Source organism: Arthrobacter sp. Y3225116 (assembly GCF_059091245.1).
Genome location: NZ_JBNHGL010000005.1, coordinates 26,652 through 52,360, shown reverse-complemented (window position 1 = coordinate 52,360; position 25,709 = coordinate 26,652). Strand labels below are relative to the sequence as shown.

Here is a 25,709-nt window from a genome sequence, read left to right as displayed (position 1 = left end):
TGAGCACGCCGGCGATCCGCCGGTCCCGGACCGGCATCTGCCGCCGCCAGGCCTCATCCAGCCGGATCGGCAGCGCGCCGGTGCGGAAGCGCATCGGGTTGCCGGCCACCGTGTGGTGGGCAGCGAGCTGCACCTCTTCCGGCGTGATGCGCTCCATGGCCGCGCCAGGATTTACGCCGGCGAATCGGAGGACATCCTGAACTGTTTCGCGAGGCTTAGCCATGAAATCCTCATAGTGGACCGTCATGACCGGAATCCGCAGCAGCGTGAGGGCGTGGAAAAGGACCCCGTAAAGGGTCCAGCGGGTGACCGCGGCCGCCGTCGAGTACCGGGGCATGAGCGCATCCGCGCCGGTGCTCTCGGGACGCCTCACGGTCTTGGCCCATGAGTACGCCACCCCGCGCGGGTCACGGACCACCAGCACGCATCGGAGCCGGATATTGGCGGCCCGAAGCAAGTATGCATAGGCGGGATGTTTGCTGGAGTCGATGATGAGACGGGCACCGCTGACCTGGGCAATCGCCCCGTACAGTGAGTCGAGCCGATGCAGGAGGCGTTCCCTGGGCTTCCTGTGTCCGGGCAACGGTAACCCGGAGGCCAGTTCCGGCAGGAAGCGGTTCCGCACGACCGCGAAGCGGTCCTGGATCGCCCGACCGGAGTCCACCCGCGTCCAGCCGCCGTAGGCAGCCTCGCCTACCTGCTGCCAGAACCCGCACTCGCTGAACGGCAGGCCGCAGCCGCAGAGTTCGTCGTCGCGCAGCCCCCGCTCCCAGAGGTGGAGCACTTCGCCCACGCCGACGGCATCCGGGCATTCCGCCAGGCAACGTTCCAGCAGGGTGGACCCGCTGCGGCCGAATCCGCCGAGCATCAGGACCGCCGGACGTTGCCGCCGTTGCAGCGCGCCGGCGTGCTTCCCCCGCGTAGCGGGCTCCGTGCGGGGCGCTCCGACGCCCCCTGGCTTTGCCGCGTCAGCCGTCCGCGGCCTAACGGCCGGTCGACCGCTTGGCATGTTGATCCCCATCACGACTCCCCCATGGCTGGAAGCCGTTCCCCCGCGGCACGGGAATGCACCGTCCGTTCGCCCCCAGATTTGCCCATACTCACCGGGGCACGGATTCCTGTCAAGGATTTCGGGAAAACCAAGGAGCTATTGATGAAAGCGTTAATTTTTGCCGCCGCGGGCTATTCCGCACTCTGTGGTTGTGTGCAAGACTGGGCCACACGCATCGCTTGGGGGCAGGTGGCGGGCGCTTTGTGGGGAAACTTTGGGGATGCCGGAGGCGAAAGCCCGTCGGCAAAAGTTGGGGGTTTGATCATGGACGATTCATCGGCGCGCCCAGCATTCTTTGGCCGTTCCATGCGCCGGCATTGGCTGTTGCTGCTGGCTGTGGTGCTGCTGGGGCTGCTTGGCGCCGGGGCATATGTCGCGGGCAGCGTGCCCAAATATTCATCGACCAGCGTTGTCTTCCTGGAACCGCTGGCGGGCAACCCGTTCTCGCCGGCGACGCCGCCGACGCGAAACGAGCAGCTGGCCGCGTTGACCACCGAGGCCGGGTTGGTCCACACGCAGGCCGTGGTCGAACTCGCCAGGGAATCGGTCGGCGATGCGCTCGGCGACGACGCCGGGCAGCTCATCGCCACGGAGGTGCCGTCCAATTCCCAGGTAGTGCACATCACCTACACCGCGGACTCACCGGCTCAGGCCCGGACCGTGGCCGGGGCGTTGGCCGAGGCCTACCTGCAGTACCGCAGCGAGCGGGCCGCTGACGTGCTGGAGGCCCGGTCGGCGATGCACGACGAGCAGATCGCGTCTGCGACGCAACTGCTGGACCAGGCCTCCGCCGCCCTGAACACCGCGCGGACCGCGGAAAGACCAGACCAAGCAGCCGTCCTGGATCTCGAGCAGCAGGTCTCCCTGTACGCCAACCAACTGGCGGAGATAAGGCTCGAGGCTTCGGACGCGCAGGCGGGATCCTTGGACCCCGGAGACATTATCGACCCGGCCAGCCTTCCCACCGTGCCTGACGGCGTGGACCCGCTGCTGATTGCCGGGGGGATAGTCCTCCTGGCCGTGGCAACGGGCATCGGGCTCGCTATGTGGCGCGAGCACCTTCATCAGCGGATTCTTGACGGGCCGGATCTGGTTGCCGCAGGAATAGGCCCGGTGCTCGGCACGGTGGAACCCCTCGCGGCAGAGGGTAATGCGGAGGCCGCCCTGGACGACTATCGCCGGCTGAGCAACGCGTTGCAGCGGGTGACGTTCCTGCCGAACAACACTGTTCTGCTGGCCGGTCTCACGGAAGGAACGGCGGCGCGGCAGGTCTCCGAAGGGCTCGCGCAGGCGTTCGAGGAGGCCGGTCTCCGCACCGTGGTGGTGATGGCGGACGGCACGGCACTGCTCGATGGCAAACGGGCCGCTTCTGCCCACGGTGGCGGCGCGGCAAGGAATGGCCTGAGCGAGCTCCTGAACGGCCAACTTCCGCCCACCGAGGCCCGGACGCTGCTGGTGCAGGTCTCCGAGCACGTGTCTGTGCTGGAAACGGGGCGGGAGCCGCAGCGCCTGTCGGCTCTGGTCCAGCACCGTGCCCTGGCCACGCTGCTGGCCACGCTGCAGGACGCCTCGGATTTGGTGCTCGTTGTTGGACCGGCGGCCGACTCGGCCACCGGCGGCTCGCTGATGCGCGCTTGCCGTGAGGTGGTGTTGGTCGCGGCACTGGGCCGGTCCACGGCCATGGAAGCTGCGGCGGCCCGCGAACTGCTGGGCAACGGTGGTGCCTCGATGCTTGGGTCGGTGCTCCTCCGCCGGAGTTCCCGGCGACGCAAAGCCACGCCGCCCCAGCCCTCGCTTCAGCGCCAGGAAGCTGCCGGCCCCGAACCGGTAGCGGTCGGCGGATCCGACGCCGATGGGAGCATGTCCGACGAACCAGGCACAACCGAGACCGGTGAGCGGTCCCGGCCGCTCTCCTGCAGCTGACCCGGTGGCGTCATCCGTGTTCGCCAAGGGAAACGGGCCCGTCCGGCAGGATGACGACGACGGCCAGGCTGCAGTCCGCCGGATAGCACGCTCCGGCAGCGTGAACATCCTGGGCAGCGGGGTCTCTGCCGGGACGAACTTTGTGCTCATCGTCCTGATCTCCCGGCTCTGGGACCTGGAGACCGCCGGTTCGCTGTTCGCCGTGACGTCGCTGTTCCTGATTGCCTTGGCACTGTGCCAGCTGGGCGTGGACCAGGGACTCATCCGGTTCATCGCGTGGAACAACGCCCGCGACGAGAGCAGGCACAACCGGCGGCTGGTTGTGGAGGGCCTGCTGGCCGCGCTGGCCGCCAGCCTGGTCGTGATGGCCGCCGGCATGTTGCTGGCCGGCCCACTCGGACAGTTGCTCGGCGGCGCGCCGGCGATACAGGACGTGATTGTGGTGTTCGCGGCCGCGCTGCCTATCGGCGCAACGTACGAGCTCCTGCTGGCCGTCTCACGGGGACTGGCGCACATGCGGCCAACGATCGTCGTCGAGCGCCTGCTGCGCCCCTGCCTACAGCTTGCCTGCGTCCTGCTGGCAGGCGTCTCAGGTGCCGATGCCGTGGGGCTGGCCTTGGCGTGGACGGCACCCTACCTGCTGTGCCTGATTCTGGCGGCGGCCGGGCTGCTGCGGATCCTGCGGGTGACGCCGGGCTTGCTGACCGGTGCCCCGTCGGGAACGGCCGTCGTCGACCACCCCCTCGAGGCCAACGCAGCACGCGCCGCGTTTTGGAAGTTTACGGTCCCCCGCGGCCTGGCCCGGCTGGCGCAGGTCGGGCTGCAGCGTGCGGACATCGCGCTGGTGACGGTGCTCGCCGGTCCATCCGCCGCCGCACTGTACACCGCGGTAACGCGATTTTTGGTCATGGGCCAGATGGCCACCAGCGCGATGCAACAGGTCAGTGAACCGCAGCTGGCGCGGCTCCTGGCGCGCGGACAACTGGACCAGGCCAAGATGGTGGCACGGAAGATGACCCTGTGGGCGGTGATGTTGACCTGGCCGGGCTACCTCTTGATCACCGCGTATGCCGAATGGGTGCTGGAGCTGTTGTTCGGTTCGTCCTTCGCCGTCGCGGCCGGAAGCCTGCAAGTGCTGGCCTGCGCCATGCTCATCGGCGCGGCCATGGGTCCGCTGGACGTGTTGCTGTTGATGGCCGGCCGGAGCAGCCTGTCGCTGATCAACATCGCGCTGGCGCTGGCTGCCGATGTGGTGCTCTGCCTGTTGCTGGTCCCGGTGCTTGGAATCTTCGGTGCGGCGGCAGCGTGGGCCTCGGCGATCGTGCTCAAGAATGTGCTGTGCCTGATCCAGGTGCACCGGACGCTGCACCTGGTGCCGACCTCGCGGGAGGTCCTGGTGATGGCCGCCTTCCTGCTGCTGGTCTTCGGTGCGGCCCCGTGGCTGGCCGCACATCTGCTGGTCTGGCCGCCGGCGGCCCAGGTGGCGGTGCTGGTGGCAGCCGCGGTGCTTTATGTGGCGGCGGCCTGGCGGCGCCGGGCATCCCTGCTGAACGGGACGCGGCTGCGGGAAGTTCCGGAGGCCCCTGCCGGGCCGGCCGGCACTCCCGCGGGCGGCCGGGGCGGCCCGGTCAGCCCGGTCAGCCCGGCGGAGGCTGCCACTCATCCGTTGTGAATGCCCACGCCGGAGGAGGATTGCAGATGAGACGACGTGTGTTGGTCGCATCCGTTGCTGCCGTGGTGTCCCTCGCCTCCTGCTCGCTGCACTTTCCGCAGATGGATCGGCGGGCGCAGCCGGCCTGCAACATCCTGCTCGGCGTGGCCCCCAACCCCCTGCCGGGCCAGGACTGGGACGCCGCCCTGACGGATTTTGAAGCAGCGGCCGGACGGAATGTGGACCTGGTGCGCTATTACAAACGAGGCCAGGAGAAGGTGTTTCCCGACCAGATCGAGCTCGCACGCAGCAGCGAACCTGGTCGAAACAGGATACTTTTTTACAACTGGAAACCAGACGGGCTCACGTGGCGCGAGGTTGCCGACGGCGGCGCCGATGATTTCCTTGTCCGGTTGGCCCGCCGCTTGGCCGCACATGAGGATCAGCCGTTTTTCCTGTCGCTGAATGCGGAGATGGAAGACGAGGTGGACAGGGACCCGGATTCCGGCCAGACTGCCGATGATTTCCGTCGGTTCTTCCGCCATGTCGTGTCGACACTGCGTAGCAACCGCGCGGACAACGTGGTGACGGTGATGAACTACACGGGTGCCGAAAAGTGGGCCCTGAAAGACTGGTTCGGCGACCTGTACCCCGGCGACGACGTGGTCGACTGGATTGCGCAGGATCCCTACGCCTATGCCGAATCCGGCACCACCGACCTGGCGGGGCTCGTCAACCGCTCGAGTGGCGGGGCCTGGCCCGGTTTCTATGACTGGGCGGCCGAGCATTACCCGGACAAGCCACAGATGCTGGCCGAGTGGGGTGTTGCCGCCGACCTGCCACCGGCCGGCGCCAAGGCCGACTTCTTCCGGAGCGCAGCCGATGACCTGGCTGAATTGCCGAAGCTGCGCGCGTTGATTTACTGGAACTATTCCGGCCCCACGCAGGACGACCATCCCGCGGTGGGAGACACATCCATTGACTCGCATCCGGACGATTTGGCCGCTTTTCGGGAATTCGTCGGCGAAGACGTCCTGAATTCTCCTTCTGCGTGCCGTCTGGCGCACGATTGAAGCGGCAGCGGCGGGGGCTTGCGGGGTGAATAACAATGGGACGCGTGTGATATTCGGGCGCATTTTCCTGCGACGGGAATTGGGGTAGCTACTCCAGTAGCGGCACGGGAAAATACTCTATTTCCCCGGCGGCAGGGCTGCAAGAATATCGTTTCATGGACGTTACTATCGGCTTCGCCGCGTTCGGCATCGGCATAGTCGTCGGGCTGACCGGCATGGGCGGCGGCGCTTTGATGACACCGATGCTGGTGCTCTTCTTCAATGTTCCGCCGCTAACGGCCGTCTCCAGTGATCTCCTGGCCAGCGCAGTCATGAAGCCGGTCGGATCGGCGGTCCACCTGCGCCGAAAGACCGTCAACCTGCAGCTGGTTAAGTGGCTGGCTATCGGAGCCGTTCCTTCGGCTTTCTGCGGTGTCCTGATACTCAAGGCGCTCGGCGACGACGCCCGGGTCCAAGACGGAATCAAGCTCGCCTTGGGCTGCGCCCTGATGCTCACCGCCGTGCTTTTGGTCGTCCGTGCCTACATCCGGTTGGTCGAACGAGCCAAATCACGCGACGGGCAGGGCGCGAAGCTGCCGCTGGATAAACCGGAAGTAGCCGCCCGGATCCTGCCGACGGTGCTGCTCGGCGTCGTCGGCGGCATGATCGTCGGCCTGACGTCCGTCGGGTCCGGTTCGATCATCATCATCGGTCTCATGATGATCTATCCGGGGCTCAAGGCTTCCCAGCTGGTGGGCACGGATTTGGTGCAAGCCGTACCGCTGGTCATGGCCGCTGCCGTCGGGCATATGCTGTTCGGTTCGCTGGATTTGGGGATTGCCCTGCCACTCATTCTGGGCAGTATTCCGGGCGTCTGGGTGGGGGCGCAGATGTCGTCCCGGCTCAGCGGGGGTTTCGTCAGGAGGGCCCTGGCCTTCGTCCTGCTGGCTTCCTCGCTGAAGATGCTCGGCGTTGACAACACCGCCACGGGATTCATCCTAGTCGCGGTCTTGCTGGTGGCACCCCTGGTGTGGATGTATATCCGCCGGCGCCGGGGTTTCCCTGCCCTGGCCTGGACCGAGAAGCACGAACGCGTCCGCGCGGCCGCCGGCCAGCCGGCGCCGGAGGTGGCGCAGTGAGTGACTGGTCCGACTCGCTGCATGAACCGGTTTTCGCGTTGTCCGGCGCCAGGCTTGACGAGCTCGAGCTGCTCACGGGCGGCTTGTTTGCGCCGGCGGACGGCTACTGCCGGCCGGGCAACAAACCGGACGGCTGGCCACACGAGTTCACGTTGCCCGTGCCGTCCAATATCGCCCGGGAAGCCGCCGCCCAAGGCGCCCTCCTCCTGTCTGATCCGGAAGGTACGCCGCTTGCCCGGCTCACTGTTGTTGAATGCGTCAGCCACGGACAGCCGGATGCGGAGGCGGCGTGCCCGGGCGGCAACGGTGTCCTCTATGTGAGCGGAACACTGAAGCCGTTACAGCTGGCAGAGCACCCGCCGGCGCGGAGACTCCGCTTGACCGCTCCCCTGTCGGGGGCGGACGGCCCCTCCCTGGTTGCAGCGTTCGGCGTATTGCCGGAGCCGGGACAGATCGCCAAGGCGGTAACCGCCGCATATGAGGCCGATTGCCGCCTGTTACTGACAGCCGTGGTCAGCAGCTCCGCCTCCGCCACAGGGAGACTCAGGAACCTGCTGGACGGCCTGGACGCGTGTGCCCAAGAAGTTTCCGGCGCCGTGGTGCGTTTGCTGGTCATACCGGATGCAGAGGACCATTCCCTGCTGCGGAGCCATGCGCTGGGACGGCTCGGCGCCGCGGCTGTCCTTGATTTCGCTGCGGATGCTGTGCCCGGCACCTCACCCGCGCGGCTCGCCGCCCCTGCGGCTGCAGCGCGGCGGGAGGGCCTGGTGGTGTTGTTCACGGGGCTCTCCGGCTCGGGCAAGTCGACCTTGGCCCGCCGGTTCGCCGAACGTCTGCAAAGTTTGGATGAACGCGAAGCCATCCTGCTGGACGGTGACGAAATGCGCCGGATGTTGTCGGCGGGACTGGGCTTCTCGCCTGCCGATCGTGAGCTGAACGTCCGCCGGATCGGTTGGGTGGCGGCACAGATTTCACGGGCCGGGGGCATAGCTGTCTGCGCCCCGATTGCGCCCTTCGAAGCTACACGCAGGGAGGTAGCGGCCATGGCCCGGGAGGCGGGCGGTTACCTTTTGGTGCACGTCTCGACCCCCCTTCAGATCTGTGAGGCCCGCGACAGGAAGGGTCTGTACGCGAAGGCGCGGGCCGGCCTCATTCCCGACTTCACCGGCATCAGTTCACCCTACGAGACGCCGCAGGACGCCGATTACGCGGTAGACACTTCCCGGGTCGACGTCGAGGAGACGGTCACGAAGCTCCTCAACCTGGTCGTATCCGGGAAGATGCCGGCTACTGCCTCCAACGGTTAGCGCCCCGACCGGCCTTCGACAGGGCTTCGAGTTCAGGCCACGATGCCCGCAACCCTGCCCGTGGCTGGAGTCCACGGACAGGGCTGCTGGTGCAGGCGCCGGTATCAGGCCGTGGCGACGATCATTCCGGCACCGACCGTCGCATTGGTGGCCTCGTCGATCAGGATGAAACCGCCGGTCTGCCTGTTCCTCCTGTACTCGTCCGCGAGCAACGGCGATGTGGTCCGCATCCTGATCCGGCCGATTTCGTTGAGGCTGAGCGAGTCGGGGTCGGGCCGGCGATGCAGGCTGTTGATGTCCAGCCCGTACTGCAAATCCTTGACCAAGGCCCGCGCGCTGCGGGTGGTGTGTTTGACGGCAAGCTTCTGCCCCCGCTGCAGCGGCTTGTCACTCATCCAGCACACCATCGCCTCGATGTCTTGAGCCACGACAGGCTTGTTGTTTGGACGGCAGATCATGTCGCCGCGGGAGATGTCCAAGTCGTCTTCGAGCCGCACGGTAACCGACATGGGAGCGAAGGCCTCGTCCACCGGCCCGTCCGGCGTATCGATGGCGGAAATCCGCGAAGGCAGGCCGCTGGGCAAGACGATCACGTCGTCGCCGACCCTCATGACGCCACCGGAGACCTGGCCGGCATAGCCGCGATAGTCGTGGTTGCGGTTCTGGTGTGGCCGGATCACGTACTGCACCGGAAAGCGCACGTCCACGAGATTGCGGTCACTCGCGATGTGCAGGTTCTCAAGATGGTGCAGCAGCGACGGCCCCTCAAACCACGGCATGTTCTGCGAGCGTGAGACAACGTTGTCGCCCTGCAGCGCGGATACCGGGATGATCGAGAGGTCGGTGATTTCCAGCTTGCTGGCAAATCCGGTGAACTCTTCGCGGATCTGCTCAAACACTTCCTGCGACCAGCCCACCAGGTCCATCTTGTTGACGGCCAGCACCAGGTGCGGCACCTGCAGCAGCGACACGAGGAAGGCGTGGCGCCGGCTTTGTTCCACCAACCCCTTTCGGGCGTCCACCAGGACGATCGCGACGTCCGCCGTGGAAGCGCCGGTCACCATGTTGCGGGTGTACTGCAAATGGCCCGGGGTGTCGGCAATGATGAACTTGCGCTTCGGCGTCGCGAAATACCGGTAGGCAACGTCGATCGTTATCCCTTGTTCCCGTTCGGCGCGCAGCCCATCGGTCAGCAACGCCAGGTCTGTGTACTCGTCGCCCCGTTCCCGACTGGTGCGTTCGATGGCTTCCATCTGGTCACTGAAAATGGATTTCGAGTCGTAGAGCAGGCGCCCGATCAGGGTGCTCTTGCCGTCGTCTACCGAACCCGCAGTGGCAAAGCGCAACAGATCCATCAGAAATACCCTTCCTTCTTGCGGTCTTCCATGGCCGCTTCGCTTACCTGGTCGTCCCCACGGGTGGCGCCGCGCTCGGTGATGCGGGTCGCCGCCACCTCGGAGATCACGTCCGCAGCCGTCGTTGCGGTGGAGCGGACGGCGGCGGTGAGGGTGGCGTCGCCGACGGTGCGGTAGCGCACCGTCTCCCTGAAGGTCCGCTCGTTGCCTCGCGGCTGACAGAAGCGATGCACCCCGAAGAGCATCCCGTTGCGTTCGAAAACTTCCCGCTCATGTGCGTAGTAGATCGGCGGGACCGTGAGCTGCTCGTGCGCGATGTAGCTCCAGATGTCGAGTTCCGTCCAGTTCGAAATGGGGAACACGCGGATGCTCTCGCCCAGGTGGATTCGGGGGTTATACAGGCCCCACAATTCCGGACGCTGGTTTTTGGGATCCCACTGGCCGAACTCATCACGGAACGAAAAAACCCGTTCCTTGGCCCTGGCCTTTTCCTCGTCACGGCGCGCCCCGCCCATGAGTGCGTTGAACCCGTATTTTTCGGCAGTCTCCAGCAGGACCGCTGTCTGGATGCGGTTGCGGGACCCGTTGGGCTCCTCCTGCACCAGCCCCCGGTCGATGGCATCCTGCACCGAGCCCACCACCAGGTTCACGCCGAGTTCGGCAACCAAGGAGTCGCGGAACTGCAAGACCTCGTCGAAATTATGGCCGGTATCGATGTGCACTACCGGGAACGGTATCGGCGCCGGCGCGAAAGCCCTCGCCGCGAGATGCAGCATGACGATCGAATCCTTGCCGCCGGAGAACATAAGCGCCGGTTTCTCAAGTTCGGCCGCGACTTCACGGATGATGTAGATGGCCTCCGACTCGAGGAGCTTGAGGTGGCTCACCCTATAGTGCGGTTTAACAGTCGAATCGTTCATTTCTTTCTTCCCCCTTTTTGTTCGTGGCAGCCGGTACGCCGCGGGCTAGGTCCGGGACAATAGGCTGAGCCGCTGCAACAGGTCGCCCGCCAGTTCCTGCCGGCAGACCAGCAGATCGGGCAGGAACGCGCCCGGCTGGTTGTAGAGCAGCGGCGAGCCGTCCAGTCTGCTGGCATGCAGGCCCCGGCTGCGGGCCACGGCTACAGGTGCCGCCGAATCCCATTCATATTGACCGCCGCTGTGCAGGTATGCGTCCGCCTCGCCGCGGATAACAGCGGCGATCTTGTAGCCCGCAGAGCCCATCGGCAACACTGCCGCGCCCGTTTCCTCCACCAGCCGGCCAATGACGGCGGGAGGCCTGGTCCGCGATACTGCGATACGCAACCGGCGGGCCGGCGGGAAGCGGGACGGTTGCAACCGGACTGCAGGGTCCGAAGTATCCAGGGTCATGGAAAGTCCCGGCAGCGCGACGGCCCCCGCGCGCAGGCTTCCCCTGCACCACAAGGCCACGTGGACCGCCCAGTCCCGGCGTCCTTCGGAGAATTCGCGGGTGCCGTCCAGCGGATCGATAATCCAGACCCGCTCAGCCCCCAAGCGCGCCGGATCGTCCTCGCCTTCTTCCGACAGCACCAGGTCCTCCGGCCGGGACCGCCGAAGCGCTGCGGCCAGCAGATCATGCGAGCGCGCATCACCTTCTGTTTTCAGCCGCTCGGCTGTCCACCCCCGGGCCGCGGCGTCCCATTGCAGTTGCCGCAGCATGGTCCCGGCCCTGCCAGCCAGCTCCGGCGCCAGCGCGGTATCCGGGACATACCGTCCCAAATCCAAGCGGTTGACCGCCTGTATCTCCGCCCCCATCGTTTCCCCCTTCACCGTTTGGTCCGCTTGTTCCTGCTTGCAGCGAGCGCTTATCGCATGGACAGCGGGCCCTCAATACGCCCCGGTTGGATTCACCATCACCTTCAACGTGCGCCACATGATCATGAGGTCCCCGGTCAGGGACCAGTTCTCCACGTAGTAGAGGTCGAGCCTGACGCTTTCGTCCCAGCTCAGGTCGGACCGGCCGTTGATCTGCCAGAGCCCCGTCAGCCCGGGCTTGATGTAGAGCCGGCGGCCGACATGTCCTTCGTAGCCCGCCACCTCCGATGGCAGCGGCGGCCGGGGGCCGACCAAGGACATTTCGCCCCGCAGGACATTGAGGAATTGCGGGAGTTCATCCAGCGAGTACTTGCGCATCCAGGCACCGACCCTGGTGACACGAGGGTCGGAGCGGAGCTTGAACAGCGGCCCGCTGCCTTCGTTCAATGCCTTCAGGCTTTCAAGTTGCGCCTCGGCGTCAACGGTCATTGACCGGAACTTGAGCATCTCAAACGTCTGTCCGCTGCGGCACACCCGACGCTGCTTGAAGATGACACTGCCGGGCGTGTCCCAGCGGATCAGTGCGGCGAGCACCGCGAAGAGCGGGAGCAGGATAACAAGCGCGGTGGCGGAAACCACGACGTCAACGATCCGCTTGAGCAGGTACCGGTACCCGGAGAACTGTGGCATCTCGACATGCATCAGCGGCAGGCCCTCCACCGGACGCATCTGGATCCGGGGGCCTGCGACGTTGGTCAGCGACAGCGCGACCACCAGCTCGGTGGCGCTCTCCTCCAGCCGCCAGCCCAGTTCCCGCAGGTAGCCGCTGCGCTGCCCCACCTGCCCGGCCACGATGACCGCGTCTGCGCCCAGGATTCCCACGGCTCGTTCGACGTCGTCCAGGCCGGCCACTACGGGGACTTGCCGAGCCGCGAGGGCGTTGCCGTCGGCCGGAACGCCGTCCAGCGCTGCCCCCACCACCTGATACACGGCGCCGGATTTCTTCGCGATCTGGTCGATGACGTACACCACGTCGTCGTAGGCACCCAAGACGACGACCTTCGAGAGATAGTGCCCGTTCTCCCGCTGCCTCGTCAGCCACCGCCGCCAGCCCCAGCGTCCTGCCAGCAACGCGACGACGCCGACGGGTACCCCCGTCACGAATAGTGGGGCCAACTCGTCGGCTTGCAGGGCCAGGAGCACGACTGCGAGCATGCCGAAGGCACCGGAGCTTGCCCTGATCACCTTCTTGTATTCGCTGGCTCCGACACCGATCACCCGCAGGTCCCGGGTCTTGCCCACTGCAAGGGCACACGCAATGACTGCACCGGTGACCAGGGCCAGGGCCGCACCGCCCCTGGTCACCTGCTCACCGGCGAGCAGCAGGGCCATCCCCACCGACAGCAGGATGATGGCCGTGTCCGTTGCCAGCAGTTTGGCCTGGTAGCGACGGGCCCACGGCTTGGACGTGCCATCGCGGATGCCGAGGCGTGGCAGAGCCGGTTTCGGGAGCGTGGGGATGGCGAGTTTGGGCGTGGCCGGTGTCTCGAACCCGAACGTTTCCGCGGCGACACCCACGAGTGGGGCGACCGTGCGTTGCAGGTAGCCGTCCGCGGACACCTGGGCATCATGCATGGCTAGCGTTTCCCTTCACCAGCCGGAAAGTCCGGCGTATTTGTCGTGGACCGGTACGGAAAGGAGCGGCGGCGGCCAGAGTCGGCGTGCCGGCGACCTCGGAAACAACCGATGTTTTTGCCGCTCTCATAACGCCCTCTGCAGAGCTGCCGCCGCAGCCAGTCGTTCGAAAGCCGAGCGGCGGACGCTTCCCTGCGCGCTTCCGCCGGGCGTGGCATCCTGCGGTCCCCCGCCATAAGAGAGTTCCCGTGGTGCCCGCCGGTCTCCGGAGCCGGCTATCGGGCGTGCCGGCACTCCCGCCCAGCATTCTTCGTGCGGCACGTCGTCCAAAACCGCCGAACCCATGCCCACCGTGGCGCCCCGGCCGATGGCAACACCGGAGGCGACACTACAACGCATCTCTAGCCAAGCACCGCGTCCAACTTCCACCTGGCCGGCCAGGGCAGCCCCTGCCCCCACGGTGGCAAATGCCGACACTACGACATCGTGCGCCAGCGACACCCGCGGCATCACGACGACGTGTTCTCCAAGGGTCACTCCCGCGGCCACAACACTTTCCGCCAGGACAAGGGTGCCTGCGCCTACCCGTACGCCGGCCGCAAGAGGTGCTCGGAGGCCTATGAAGGTGGCGTAACGTTCCGACCCGGCTCCACACTCCGCCAGCCGGTCCACCAATTGCTGGCGGATGGCCGGTGATTCGTGGCATACCAGGAGCCGGCAATCCGGATTCCGGCGCACCGCTTCGGCAGGTCCGATGACTTGCACACCGTCCAGGTAACGTCCGTGGAGGCCCGGGTCCTCGTCGATCATGCCGACGACGTCCCATCCACCTGCAGAGCGCATCAAAGACAGGACTTCCCGGGCCAGTCCTCCGGCAGCCACCAGCAGCACACGAGTCGCAGAATCCCCCATGGCACATCTCCCCCCAGAAATGCACTTCCCACTCTTGTCCGGCAGCGGATGCCGCAGCCGTCCTTTATACCTGTACGGGTAACGCCCCCCGACAATCCGCGGACTCCCTGCGCCCTTGCAGGGCCGGTGTTTCCGTACCCTCAGAAGCCTACGGAAGCGCACCTGAGGGCGTGCGCGTATCGGCTACCGGATTCTCTGCGGCGCTACTCACGTTTCTGCCTCCAATTCTGCGGCGCAGGGAACGGCAGCGGGCGCGAAGAGGGGGCCTTTGCCGGTATCGGAACGCCGGATACCTGCACATGGAACGACCACTACCGGCGGCGTACTTGTCTCTGGCAGTGGTCGTCCCATCGGGCTGCGGCTACAGGTGTTCGCGCCCCAGTTGCTCCCGGCGGTTGATGCCCAGCTTCTCGAACATTCGGTAGATGTGGCCTTCGACGGTGCGTACCGACAGCGAGAGCGCTTCCGCGATCTCCGCATTGCGTTTGCCCGCGATGACCAATGCCGCGATGTCTCGTTCCCGTCGTGTCAGCGACGTAGAGGACGGGACCTCCCGGGCGACGGGTGCCGCCTCCTGCCACTGCGCCAGCAGTGCGTTGATGCGCCTTTGGGCGGGCCGGTTGCGTTCCGCCTTGGCAATCCGCAGCGCCTCGGACAAGGTGTGGAGCCCAAGGGAGACCAGCCCTGATGAATGCACCTCCTCGGCCGTGTGCACCATTTGCTCCAGTCCGCCTGCGTCCGCCGCCTCGCAGTAAAGGGCTGCCAACTCGGCTTCACTCCCCTCAATGGAAGCGGCCAACGTGCCGATCTGGCCGATCCTGCCCATGTCGCCCAGCTGAATAGCCAGGAACCTCAAGGCGAGTTCGAGGGAACTCCACCCCTGATTCCCCGCACTGTCTGCCAGGGATTGCAGTTCGGACAGCGCCTTGGTGCCGGGAAACTGCAGCAACCGGGCGGCAGCAGCCATTCCGGCGCTGAAAAGGCCGGAAGGAGTAGCGCTGCCGTTCTCCGCCATCGCGTAATCGGACAAGTACCGCCCGGCCTGCTCATCCTGCCCGTTCAACATCGCGAGATACCCGCCGACGGCGAGCGCCACCGGGCGCAGGAACAACGGGTCGTGGTGTTCCAGTTCCCCCGCAGCCCCGGCCAGCGTGCGGTAAGCCTCGGCATAGTCGCCCCGGCGTCCGAGGATGATCGCGGCCGCCAGGTCGACCGTTCCGCCGTAATGGACCAGCCCATTCGGCCTTGTAACCCGAAATCCAGCTACTGTTTCCGCGGCGTCGTCCCAGCGCCCCGCCGTCAGCAGCGCGGTGATGTGCCGGGCAACGACAAATTCCCGGCTTGCTACCCGCGGCTCATGCAACTGGAGCGACTGGAGCGCTTTGGTTGTTTCCCCTACCGCGGTATCGGCTCGCCCGGTGACCGTATAGACCTGTGCCAACAGCGCGCCGGCCACCACCTGGCACTCCAGATCCTGGGCGGTGGACGCCTCCGCAACGAGCGCCGCCAGGGGGCCGCTCGCGGCCGTATATCCGCCGTCGGCCATCAGAGCGCGCAACTCGAGCAGCCGGAGGCTCCGGTCAAGCATCCCGGCCTGCTCCATACCAGACGCTGAATCGGAGCGGGTTGGCGCACCCTTTGCCCCTGCCGACCAGGCCTTGAGGCTGCGGTGCGCCCAATGGTGGAGGGGATGCGGCCATTGTGCTGTTAGCAGTGCTGCCTCCCGGGCCTGCTCCGTATTACCGGCCGCGGCAACCAACTCCTCGATGAGGGGCCCGGACGTGGGATCGGAAGGGCACATCGCCCTGGCCCGCTGCAGCTGTGCCGCCCAGCGGAACTCAACTGTCAGCACGGCGCCGGCCGACCGTAGGGCAAGCTCTGTTTCGCCCGCGTTGTTGGAGGATATCGCCGCCTGCACCAGCTCATCATCGGGCAGCTGTACACCACTGTCGAGCGCCCACTTCGCACGCCGGAACAGCATCTCGCCCGACCCGCCGTCCTGTAGGACCGCCTCCATCTTCCGGTACAGCCGAAGCCTTCGGAACACCGGAACCAAAGCCGGCAGTGCCCGGGCATGAACCGGGTTGCGCAACCAAACCCGAGGTTCGGGCGGCGGCGAGATCTCGATGAGTCCGTTTTCCATCAGCCGGTCGATGGCCTGCACGTTCCCGTATTCGAACATCATGGTCAGGGGGACGGCCCCGAGCAGAGCCACGAAATCCAATACTTCGCGCTCGTCGGCGCTCAATTCGCGCAGCTCCCGTTCGATCAGCTCCGAGAGGTGGACGTCCGCCTCCGGGAGCACATCGCGCACGAGCCAAATGCCGCGGGTCTGTACCAAGCGCCCAGCCTGCCGTGCCTGATCCAGCAGGCTTAGCAGGAAGAGCGGGTTACCGCCGCTCGCCCGGGCAAGGATGGCACTGGCACTGGCCGCGGTTTCCCCGCCCAGGACCTGGTTGCACAGTTGGTGCACTTGCCTCTCGCTGAGCGGCTCCAATGACCGGCGGTGCAGCAGCCCCTCGACCGCCTCTCCCAGGACCGTGGGCGGTTCGGCCAGGCTCGGTCGACTGAGCAGCAGCGCTTTGACCTGCATCGAGGCGACCAGCTGACCGAGAATTTCCGCGCTTCCCGCGTCCAGGTCGTGGGCATCGTCGACCACCAGCAGGGCTGGCTGCAAGCCGGTGGTGTCGGCCTGCAGCCGCTCCGTCAGCGTGCGCATGGTGGAAAAATGCGAGCCCAGTTGTTGCGCGGTCAAGTTTGTGAGCAGCGGCGCCAAGGCGCCGTACGGGACCGAGGAAAAGGTCCGGCTGGCGTGGACGCGAAACGGCCGTACGTCGTCCGCCAATTCCTGCAGTACGGCGGTCGCAAGGGCGCTCTTGCCGAGTCCGGATTCAGCAACGATCCAGGTCCCGTTGCCACTGCGGATGTTCTCGGCGGCAGCCATGACATCGGCGTCCCGCCCCACCAGCCGGCGTCCTTGACCTGCATCAATCATGACGCCGAACCACCCGCCGCTCCCAGCAAGTCGCGTAAGTCGGCGCGGCCGGAGACATGAAGCCTGGCAAACATCTTGCCCAAGTGCCAGTCAACGGTCCGCGGCGACAAGTGCAGCCTTCGGCCCAGTGCCGCGCTGCTGCTGCCTTCGGCGGCCAACTGCGCCAAGGTCAGCTCGAAGGGACTCAGGGACGCCAGCATCGCAACGATGGTGCTGCTGTCCCGGAGCATGCGGTATCCCGCGTTTTCCATGGCGCGCGCCTTGCGGGCCGCCGCGCGGTCGCCTCCGGTTACCGCGGCGCTTTGGGCGGCTCGCGCAGCGTCGTAGCTGAAAAGGATGTCGCCCAGGGCGGCCGCGGCATCGGCCGCCTTAAGCAGTATCTCGGGGTCCTGGGACATCAGGCCCTCGCTGTACTCACCGCAGAGCCGTGCGGCTTCGCCGTCACAGGCGGCAGCTGATGTCTGTAGCTTCCGTGCATAGGACCTGCCGCCGACCCGCGCGGCTGCCGCATGGAAAATCATGGCCGCGGCAGAATTTCCGGCGGCCAGTTCCTCGGCACCGGTCTGATCCAGCACCGCTGCTGCGTCGTCCCCCCGCCGCAGCCGCTGGGACGCAAGGATGCTGAAGTATTCGGTGGCGCGCCGCGCCAGCCGGCGTGAACCTGCTGGTGAAGCAGCGGCAGCGGCCAGATGGCGCCGGGTATTGTTCTCGTCCGCCAGCAGCGAGTAGGCGTAGGCGGCCGCGGCGTTGGCAAGGCCGGCGCCGCCGCTGTTGCCGGCGACCTTCAGCTGGCTGATGGCCGGCAACAGGGCAGCAAGTGCCTTTTCGGCCCGGCCGGCGCGGGCGTGGACGAGCCCCAAGGCGAGCTCGCTCCCGTCGCCGTACAGGGACGCCCCCTCCTGCGCCGCGGAGGTTTGGCAATAGTCCAGGCACGCATCAAGCTGGCCTGCCACGATGAGCGACGCGAAGACCCGGGTCCCCACAAAGTTGCGCAGCCCCCTGGGCAAGCGCTGATCCGCCAGCTCTGCCATCAGCATGTTTCCCAAGCTGATGGCATCCGTTTGCCGGCCCATGACCGCAAAGGCTTCGCAGAGAAGGGCTCCGGCGCGGAGCCTGATCTGCGGAGGCTTATCCCAGTCGTCCCGCAGCAGCTGGATTAGCTCGGGGACTCGGCCGTAGCGGCCGTCGAAAGCGGCCTGCTCTGCTTCCATCAGCAAGGATTCATCCAACGCGGTTTCTAGCATGTCCTTCGTCCGGGCGGCAGCACCGAATGCCTGGCCGCCGTCGTCGGCCACCGCCAACGTGCGCACTTCCGCGCCGAGCCTTTCGCGCAGGCGCTTCAGATCCTCCAATCCGTCGTCTACGGTTCCGCACGTGGCCCGCGAAACGGCGAGGCGTTCGCCGGCCAGAGCGGCCAGGGCGGCCGCAGGTTCCTTGCGGTCCTGCGGACCGGAGGATGCGAGCAGGGCAGCGGCCTGGCCCGGTTTTCCCAGCAGGAGCAGGGCCCGGACTTCTTCCCGGAGGCCGGCCGCGCCGCGCTGTTGCCGGCCCAGCGCCCTGACCAACTGCAGGGCGCGCCCCGGCTCCAGTTCGTCGTTGGCGGCAGCAGCAGCCCGCAGGGTCTCTTCCGGACTCAGCGCGGCGCCTCCTGCCAACGCCCAGAGGCCGAGATCCGGCAGGTAGCGCTCCGGCGCTTCCCCCGGGTGCAGGACGTGCGCCACCTCATCCCACAGTTCACGCGTCCGGCCGGGGGTGAGCGTGCTCTTAACGACTCCGCCCAGGAAATGTCCGCCCACCCGCACCAGCGGGTCGACGCCCAGATCGACCGTGATGACACCCCGGGCCTCCAGGTGTTCGAGAGCCAGCGGATCGGCCAACCGCTGTAGTGCCGAGAGCGTGATGCCGCCTGCCAATGCCAGTTGCTCGACCAGCCGGCGGTGCCCGGGAGGCAGTTGTTGCAGCCGCGGTCGTATCACGTCTGCAATGTCGCCGGTGAAGACGAGCGGCTGCGCCAGCACCCATGTCCCGTCCTGCTCAACCAAAGTCCGTGCTGCCACCTGGTCTTGGGCCAAGACCCGCAGGTAGCGGGGATTTCCACCGGTGTTCCGCCACAACGAGCGTGCCGCGACGGAAGATATGTTGCCTCCGAGAATCTCGGTCAGCAGCGCCTCACTGTCTGCCGGATCCAGCGGCGCAACGTCGAATCGGCGGAGATCTCCATCGATCCACAGCTGCATGAAGGCGCCGTCGCCGGCGGCGACGCCCTGGCTGGCCACCAAAAGGGTGACGACTCCGGCGCGTGCCAATTGGGCCAGGGCAGCTGCAGTGAATGCGTCCAGGTTCTCAGCGTTGTCCACAAACAGGACAATCCGTTTGCCCTTGGCACGGTTCAGCAGCGTGGCGGCGATTCCCTCGAGCACGAGCGCCGGGTGCTCCAGTCCGTCGTCGCCCATGCCCCCGAGCAGGATTCCCAACGGGGCATAACGGGTGCGCGACGAGGCGTGGCTTCCCCGGACAAATTCGAGGTGCGTCTCCGGGCCGAACATTTTCAGCACTTGCTGGGCGATGGTGGATTTCCCCATGCCGGCAGCACCGATCAGCAGCACTCCGTGGTGCCCGGGTTTCAGTGCCGCGAAGATGTCCTCTGCAAGGCGGCGGCGCCCCGGCGAAATAGAGTCGGTAAGCGGGCCACTCAGCGGCCCATTAAATACAGCAGTCATCAGCGTCTCCCCCCAAAGTCGCTCAGGCACGGCGGTACGTTACTACCGGCCATGCCTTCGCACCGGCCGCAGGCTGCGTTCCCCCAAGGTCCGCAAGGCCCGATCCCCAACCGGTGTGGTCCACAGTCTAAAGCCGATTTCATGCGGCGTCTACGGAGGGAGCGCCTCCGTTTGTGCAACCTGCAGGTAGCAATGATGCGCCGTGGTCGGGTAATGCCCGTAGCAGTCACCGTAAAGATGAGTGTCTTACCGCCCTGCTCCGGGGAAGCAACGTGTTTCCCCGGGCCAATTGACCGGCAAGCCCGGTAGCGGAAACGGCCCCGGCCGGCGCAGCTCCCGGATCCCGGTAAGCACCACTCGTGTATCCGCCGCCACCGGTCAATAGGCTCGCTTCATCACCGCAGAGGTCGGTGATCCGGGGTGCCTTGAGGCGCATCCCGGTAGGGGGAGGATCGCGCATGAAAATCATGTTCGTGACGTCGGCGGGCGGGCATCTGGCCCAGCTGCTGCCGTTGGATAAGTGGTGGAGCCAGCACGCCCGCAGTTGGGTGACGTTCCAGCGGCCCGAGGTCGAGGCTGCTTTGCACAACGAAAACGTCACCTGGTGCTTTTATCCCACCACCCGGAATGTCCGCAATGCCGTCAGAAACCTGCTGCTGGCCTGGCCGACGCTCCGCCGGGAGCGCCCCGACGTGGTTGTTTCCGTTGGCGCCGGCGTGAGTGTCCCGTTCTTCCTGGTCGCCCGCCTGCTCGGCATCCACACGGTGTACATAGAGTGCTTCGACCGGATTACCATGCCGACCCTGAGCGGCCGCCTCTGCTATCCGTTATCCGAGCTTTTCTGCATCCAGTGGGAAGAACAGCGGCGCTTCTATCCCGAAGCCGTGAACATCGGACCGGTCCTGTGAACGGCGCGCACCCCGCTCCGCAGATCGTGGTCTCTTTGGGAACGGACCATCACACGTTCGACCGCTTGGTCGACTGGATAGACGAGTGGCTGGCCGGTATTCCCGATCCACCGTCGTGCCTGGTGCAGCACGGAGCCAGCCGTGCGCCCCGCCACGCCGACGGGGTCACCAGGATGCCGCGCGAGGACTTGCTGGCACTGTACCGAACTGCCACCGTCGTCGTCGTCCAGGGCGGGCCAGGCTCCATCCTGGACGCCCGTGAAGCCGGCCACTTGCCGATCGCGGTGCCGCGGCGGCCGGAACTGCGGGAGGTCGTCGACGGGCACCAGATCGCGTTTACCGAGACGATGGCGCAGCACGGCGACGCGATCCTCGCGCAGGACCAGCGGTCATTGGCCGCCGAACTCGAGAAGGCGCTGCTCGACCCCTCGTCTGTTCGTACGACGCCGCGCGTTTCTTTGGCAGCCGAGGCTGCCGAACGACTCAGCGCGGCAGTCGAACGGCTGGAGAAGACACCCACCGGGCCCATTGCCCTTCGCCGTATCCGGCAGCTTCTGGCGCTGCGGCAGAAGGAGGTCCACCCACACGCGGGGCGAAAACTCCCCGCGTCGTCCGAAACCAGGCCTACGGCAGTCCGGATCGAGCCGGAACTGCCGTAGTCCCACTAGACGGGGACGAGCCCGCCCTGCGCAGGCGGGCAGAATCCCCGACCAAAGGGTTGCGCTGCGTTAAACGCCCCCGACGCAGCGCAACCCGAGGTTTGCCCGCGGCACGCCTGCCTCGGAATGGCCATGAAAAAGGGGCCGACGATGGGATGGGGGTGGCCCAGTCTCGGAGGCCGCCCATCGTCGGCCCCGCTCAGGGAGCCACTCAGGCTGAAACGATTTTATGCATGATTGGTGCGGGCGTGCCAGTCGACGGATGTGTGACGCCCGCGGGGGCCCTGCCCACCATCGCAGACTGTGCTCGACGGCGGCTCAGCTGACGTCCGCTACGGCGATCCCTGTTGCTCCCGCATCTGACCGTCTTTCTTTCGAGCCTGCATGTCTTGGTTATCCAGCAAGGACCGACGGGGCCTGGGGGGAAGGTTCCGCCTGCGCGGTTCCTCTGGCTTTCACCAACCCCGCCGGTCCGCTGGATGCGCGTGGGACTTGAGCCCCACGCGCACGGCATGGCGGCACCGCCTTGGCGGCGCAGCACCACTCTCCCAGCGTAAAGAGGCGAGGGTGAGCTGACACGAGTAGTCGCCACTCGTTCTTCGGCCGGGTTGCTGCGCCTATGAACCGCGGGATACCCCACCGGTCTCCTGACACTCACCCCTGCTTGGCACTGGCGTGGAACTTTTGCTGCGCGGCCAGGAGCCCGTCTACCAAGAGCAGTTCGACGGCGTCTGCTGCATCGTCCAGAAGGAAGGGCAGGTCTTTCTTCTCCGCACCTGAGAAATCACGCAGCACATAGTCCGCCGTGTCCATTCGGCCGGGCGGGCGGCCAACGCCTATGCGGACCCGGTAGTAGTCCTTGGTCGCCAGCGCCTTGGACATGTCGCGGAGGCCGTTGTGCCCGCCCTCTCCCCCGCCAATCTTGAGTTTGATCGTATTGAAGGGGATGTCGATCTCGTCGTGCAAGGCGACCACGTGGTCCGGTTCGATCGAAAAGAACCGGCACAGCGCCGACGTCGGCCCCCCGGACAGATTCATGAACGTCAGTGGCTTGGCGAGCACGACCCTGGGCCCGCCAATTCCCAGACGCCCTTCCAGGACCTGTGCGTGCGCCTTGTGTGACTTAAACGAACCGCCGACCCGGCCGGCCAGCTCGTCGAGGGCCATTTGGCCGACGTTGTGCCGATTGCCGCTGTAGCCGGGGCCCGGGTTGCCCAAACCGATGATCAGCCAAGTGTCGGTGCTCACGTAGACGGGTGCTCCTCGGACGGTAGATGCAAAGGATTCAAGATCATCCTAGGGATAGACCAAAGCCCCCGGCGAATGCGCGAAGGCATCGCCGGGGGCTTTGGAGGCAGCGTCGTTACTCGGCCGGAGTTTCGGCAGCGGGCTCGGCGGCTGCGCCCTCTTCAGCGGTTTCAGGCTCGGCCACGGTCGGAGCGGAAACCGCGGCGATCACGGTGTCCTCGGGGATCAGCAGGCTGACGCCGGCAGGCAGCTGAATGTCGGTGGCGTGAACGTGCTCGCCAACCTCGCGGCCTTCAACGTTGATGGTCAGCGACTCAGGCAGAGCGGTCGCATCGGCCTCGACCAGAACGGTGAACTCTTCCAGGTCCAAGATAGCGCCCGGGGCGACTTCGCCCTCAACATGGATGTTGACGTCGACGTGGACCTTCTCGCCCTTGCGGACGGTGAGCAGGTCAACGTGCTCGATGATCTGGGCGATGGGATCGCGCTGGATGTCCTTGGCCAGGGCCAGGTGCTCGTTCCCGTCAACGTCCAGGGTCAGCAGCGCGTTGGAGGTACGCAGCGCCAGCGTAGTGGCCTTCTGCGGGAGCAGCACGTGCAGCGGCTCGGCCCCGTGGCCGTAGATGACGGCGGGGATCTGGGCGTTGCGGCGGGCCCGGCGCGCGGCGCCCTTGCCGAATTCGCTGCGGACTTCAGCTGCAAGCTTCTGATCGGACATGATGTTCTCCTTGTGCTGGGTGGTTTTGAGGCGGGTGCCTAGAGACCGACCCGCCGCACCGATACCAGTGCAGAGAAACGAAGCTACTAGCCACCGTCGATAACGGAGGACCGGTTCCGGCCCTCCCTCGCCTAGGCAATGCCAGAAGTTTATCAGGGTAAGGCCGCCGGCCCGAATCCTGCAGCCGGTTACTCCAGGGCGCTGCTGTCCTCAGCCAGGCTGGTGGCGGCATGTATGATCGCGTCGGTCATGATGCTTAGCGCCTCCAGGTCGACGTTGCTGATGTCATCGCCCGGCTTGTGGTAGTTCGGATCGCGTGGTTGCCGTGCAGCGCCGCCGAAGAGGATAGACTCCCGGACCGACTTCTTTTCGTTGCTGCCGGTGAAGAGACCGCCCACAGGAATATCTTCCTCGATGAACGCCACTTGATCGGAATAGAATTCCCATCCCGTGGGCACCCAAGGTTGGGCTTGGGAGTCGAAGTAGTCCGTGAAGAACTCCATGATCTCCACCGAACCGTCGGGTACATTCCACCAGGAGTCGTCATCGGGTTCCCGAGGGTCGTAGACGGCGATGACGTAGTTGGGTGAAGCCACCATGTCGATGTTCAGATAGGCGGCGATGTGGTCGAGTTCGCCGCTGTCGTGCTCCGCCAAGTCCTCGACGTAATGCCTGGAGCCGAACGCCTCCGGAAATTCTTCCGCCCCCCACCACGCGAAGCGCACCTTATTGTTGGGTTCACCCCGTTGACTGAGTTCTTGCGCGGCCTCTAAAAGAGCCGCAGCACCGGAGGCGTTGTCATTGATTGCCGGACTGTTCCGCACCCCGTCGAGGTGGGCGCCAAGCATGATCACGTTGTCGGCGCTGCCGCCAGCCGTCTCGGCAATGATGTTGAACGACTCGTAGCTTTCGCCACGCGTTTCGAACGTGAAGTACTGGCGCGTGCTTTCATAACCTGCACTCTCGAGTTGCCGTTCTACGTACTGAGCCGCGGCCTCATATCCGTCGCTGCCGATGGCTCGGTCGCCGTGGTCATCCGCAATTGCTTGAAACTCTTCCAGGTGCTCGTACACCGTGGAAGCCTGCGCCTGCGGCCCGGATTGCTCCGCCCGCACAGAGGCCAGGACAAGCGCGCCGAGGAGAACAACCAGCCCGAGCGCCGCGACGACGACAAGGGATCTCCGGCGCCGGGGCCAGTGCAGTTTCATGTCGTCCTCATGTGTGCAACATCACCACAGCATTCTAGCTGCCGACTCCATCGGCCAAGCAATGTCCGATGACAGGTTTGGACTCGTCAGGATGAGCAGGAATGAAGGGAGACCCGAGGGGAACCGGGGCCGGATCATGAGGCGGTACCTAAGGGTCGGTGCAGCCCAAAGCACTCCCCCGGTAGGCAGGAGGTCCCGGATCAGCGGGGAGCCGTTCCTGAGGCAGCAGGGGAGCCGGACGATCCGTCGTCCACGATCTGCCCGAAGTTTTTGGCGGCCGCGGCGACCGGTCTTTCCAAGGGGCCTTGTCCCAGCCAGCGGCGCCAGATCAAACCGAACGCCACGGCGACCGTTAGATGCACAATAAACCACACGAAGGGTGCCTCGTAGTGCACCTCGGGGCTGAGTGCGAGCAGGTGCGCGGAGTAAAGGGTTAGTGTCATCGTGCCCATCGCGGCAAGTGGTGCCAGCACGCGTCCGTCCGCCCGCTCGGCGAGGAGGAAAAGGCCGGTCGCCAACAGGCCGAGACCCAGGCTGCTGGCGATTGCCAGCGGCATGTTGGAGTGCGGTGTCGCGATGGCGAGCCACCACGCGGAGGTGTCCGGAATGATCCCCGGCCCAAAGACGAGACCATAGTCCAGCTCTTCCTCCGTCATCCCGCTGGTGGCGAGCAACTGCTCGAAGCCTCCCATGGCGTACAGCAGGATGGCTGAGGCTGCGTTGGCGAAGATTGCCAGGCCTGCACCGATACCGGCGATGTATCCCTGCACTCTGGGCTTTCGCAGATCCAGTCGTCCGATCCCCATACCGGTCAGGATGTAGCACATGTACGGCAGCGCCGGATATGAGCCGGTCAGTAGTAAATCCGAGGCGACGCCGGTCGGTTCGAAGAAGAGATGCCCCACGGCGGGGTTGAACGTCGACGATGTCGGGAGCATTGGATCCAACTTCTGCAGCAGGATCGGCGAGACGATGCCGAAGACGGCCGCACTGATGAACAATGTCCTTGGCCGCAGGTGGAGGAAAGGAATGGCGAGCAGGAAGAACACCGAGTAGTAGATCAAGATGCCGTAGGCGGGAGGATCCTCCTGCTGCAAGAAGGGCGCGATCGCCAGGGCTATCACCCCGATCAGGACGGCCCGCACGGCCAGTCCCAGCCGGTCCCCCGCCATCCTTCGCCCGGTGTGCGGCCTGGACCCACCGGAGGAGAGGGCCAGGCCCACTCCGGCCAGGAGGGCGAACAGCGCGGCGGAGTCCCCGGCGAACAGGATCCATGCCAGGGTCGGCTCGCCGGTGTCCTCGTTCGCGTCCGGCAAGATGTGAATGGCGATCATCCCGAGAAGGGCCAGTCCGCGGGCCGCATCGATGCCGGCCAGCCGCCTCCGGTTCTGCACCGCCTGAGCGCCTGCAGGGTCGACGTCGCGTCCCTGGCTGTCCTGGATAGCGCCCATCG

19 protein-coding genes are annotated in these 25,709 nt (G+C 65.9%); 7 read left to right on the top strand and 12 right to left on the bottom strand.

The genetic code is table 11. The features are described 5' to 3' along the window. A partial coding sequence (locus AC5RV2_RS01465; protein WP_494090843.1) for a sulfotransferase occupies window positions 1-868 on the bottom strand: 868 nt, incomplete at its 3' end. 447 nt (window positions 869-1,315) lie between these two features. Here AC5RV2_RS01465 and AC5RV2_RS01460 point away from each other — a divergent pair. The 5 genes from AC5RV2_RS01460 (at window position 1,316) to cysC (ending at window position 8,123) form a co-directional block, all read left to right on the top strand. Beyond that, window positions 1,316-2,974, top strand: a complete 1,659-nt coding sequence (locus tag AC5RV2_RS01460; RefSeq protein WP_494090842.1) for a GumC domain-containing protein — start codon at window positions 1,316-1,318, stop codon at window positions 2,972-2,974. Window positions 2,975-2,978: 4 nt separating this feature from the next. After that, the gene (locus AC5RV2_RS01455) at window positions 2,979-4,646 is read left to right on the top strand and encodes a lipopolysaccharide biosynthesis protein (protein WP_494090841.1); all 1,668 of its coding nucleotides are present in this window, start codon (window positions 2,979-2,981) and stop codon (window positions 4,644-4,646) included. A 26-nt stretch (window positions 4,647-4,672) separates the two neighbouring features. Beyond that, window positions 4,673-5,698 (top strand): glycoside hydrolase family 26 protein, encoded by a 1,026-nt coding sequence (locus AC5RV2_RS01450; RefSeq protein WP_494090840.1) that lies wholly within the window; start codon window positions 4,673-4,675, stop codon window positions 5,696-5,698. A gap of 155 nt (window positions 5,699-5,853) precedes the next feature. Further along, complete coding sequence (locus AC5RV2_RS01445) at window positions 5,854-6,816, top strand: sulfite exporter TauE/SafE family protein (RefSeq protein ID WP_494090839.1); 963 nt, start codon at window positions 5,854-5,856, stop codon at window positions 6,814-6,816. Continuing rightward, a complete protein-coding gene (gene cysC / locus AC5RV2_RS01440) occupies window positions 6,813-8,123 on the top strand; it encodes an adenylyl-sulfate kinase (RefSeq protein ID WP_494090838.1) in 1,311 nt (436 codons plus the stop codon). The genes AC5RV2_RS01445 and cysC overlap by 4 nt, the downstream gene beginning before the upstream one ends. A 104-nt stretch (window positions 8,124-8,227) precedes the next feature. On the opposite strand, the gene cysN is transcribed toward cysC, so the two are convergent. From cysN to AC5RV2_RS01405, 7 genes are all read right to left on the bottom strand, one after another. Continuing rightward, window positions 8,228-9,478, bottom strand: coding sequence for a sulfate adenylyltransferase subunit CysN (cysN, locus tag AC5RV2_RS01435; RefSeq protein ID WP_494090837.1), 1,251 nt, complete (start codon window positions 9,476-9,478; stop codon window positions 8,228-8,230). Further along, complete coding sequence (cysD, locus tag AC5RV2_RS01430; protein ID WP_494090836.1) at window positions 9,478-10,398, bottom strand: sulfate adenylyltransferase subunit CysD; 921 nt, start codon at window positions 10,396-10,398, stop codon at window positions 9,478-9,480. Before cysD ends, cysN begins: the two co-directional genes overlap by 1 nt. Before the next feature lie 45 nt (window positions 10,399-10,443). Then, window positions 10,444-11,253: a 3'(2'),5'-bisphosphate nucleotidase CysQ gene (locus AC5RV2_RS01425; protein ID WP_494090835.1), complete on the bottom strand. Its 810-nt coding sequence runs from the start codon at window positions 11,251-11,253 to the stop codon at window positions 10,444-10,446. Between the two features lie 72 nt (window positions 11,254-11,325). After that, the gene (locus tag AC5RV2_RS01420) at window positions 11,326-12,888 is read right to left on the bottom strand and encodes a sugar transferase (RefSeq protein ID WP_494090834.1); all 1,563 of its coding nucleotides are present in this window, start codon (window positions 12,886-12,888) and stop codon (window positions 11,326-11,328) included. A gap of 126 nt (window positions 12,889-13,014) precedes the next feature. After that, window positions 13,015-13,800 carry an LbetaH domain-containing protein gene (locus tag AC5RV2_RS01415; RefSeq protein ID WP_494090833.1) on the bottom strand — a complete coding sequence of 262 codons (786 nt, stop codon included), beginning with the start codon at window positions 13,798-13,800 and terminating at the stop codon, window positions 13,015-13,017. Between the two features lie 361 nt (window positions 13,801-14,161). Continuing rightward, window positions 14,162-16,795, bottom strand: coding sequence for a helix-turn-helix transcriptional regulator (locus AC5RV2_RS01410; RefSeq protein WP_494090832.1), 2,634 nt, complete (start codon window positions 16,793-16,795; stop codon window positions 14,162-14,164). Further along, complete coding sequence (locus AC5RV2_RS01405) at window positions 16,792-19,545, bottom strand: helix-turn-helix transcriptional regulator (RefSeq protein WP_494090831.1); 2,754 nt, start codon at window positions 19,543-19,545, stop codon at window positions 16,792-16,794. Before AC5RV2_RS01405 ends, AC5RV2_RS01410 begins: the two co-directional genes overlap by 4 nt. Window positions 19,546-19,973: 428 nt before the next feature. On the opposite strand from AC5RV2_RS01405, the gene pssD reads away from it, so the two are divergent. Both pssD and AC5RV2_RS01395 read left to right on the top strand, forming a co-directional pair. Beyond that, the gene (pssD, locus tag AC5RV2_RS01400; RefSeq protein WP_494068159.1) at window positions 19,974-20,423 is read left to right on the top strand and encodes a PssD/Cps14F family polysaccharide biosynthesis glycosyltransferase; all 450 of its coding nucleotides are present in this window, start codon (window positions 19,974-19,976) and stop codon (window positions 20,421-20,423) included. Beyond that, window positions 20,420-21,082 (top strand): glycosyltransferase, encoded by a 663-nt coding sequence (locus tag AC5RV2_RS01395; RefSeq protein ID WP_494090830.1) that lies wholly within the window; start codon window positions 20,420-20,422, stop codon window positions 21,080-21,082. Before pssD ends, AC5RV2_RS01395 begins: the two co-directional genes overlap by 4 nt. Before the next feature lie 654 nt (window positions 21,083-21,736). Here the strand turns inward: AC5RV2_RS01395 and pth are convergent. The 4 genes from pth to AC5RV2_RS01375 form a co-directional block, all read right to left on the bottom strand. Next, window positions 21,737-22,330: an aminoacyl-tRNA hydrolase gene (pth, locus tag AC5RV2_RS01390; protein ID WP_494090829.1), complete on the bottom strand. Its 594-nt coding sequence runs from the start codon at window positions 22,328-22,330 to the stop codon at window positions 21,737-21,739. 115 nt (window positions 22,331-22,445) lie between these two features. Beyond that, the gene (locus AC5RV2_RS01385) at window positions 22,446-23,048 is read right to left on the bottom strand and encodes a 50S ribosomal protein L25/general stress protein Ctc (protein WP_494090828.1); all 603 of its coding nucleotides are present in this window, start codon (window positions 23,046-23,048) and stop codon (window positions 22,446-22,448) included. A gap of 188 nt (window positions 23,049-23,236) precedes the next feature. Beyond that, a complete protein-coding gene (locus tag AC5RV2_RS01380) occupies window positions 23,237-24,256 on the bottom strand; it encodes a M28 family peptidase (protein WP_494090827.1) in 1,020 nt (339 codons plus the stop codon). 200 nt (window positions 24,257-24,456) lie between these two features. Further along, window positions 24,457-25,707, bottom strand: a complete 1,251-nt coding sequence (locus AC5RV2_RS01375) for a heparan-alpha-glucosaminide N-acetyltransferase domain-containing protein (protein ID WP_494090826.1) — start codon at window positions 25,705-25,707, stop codon at window positions 24,457-24,459. Window positions 25,708-25,709: the final 2 nt, after the last annotated feature.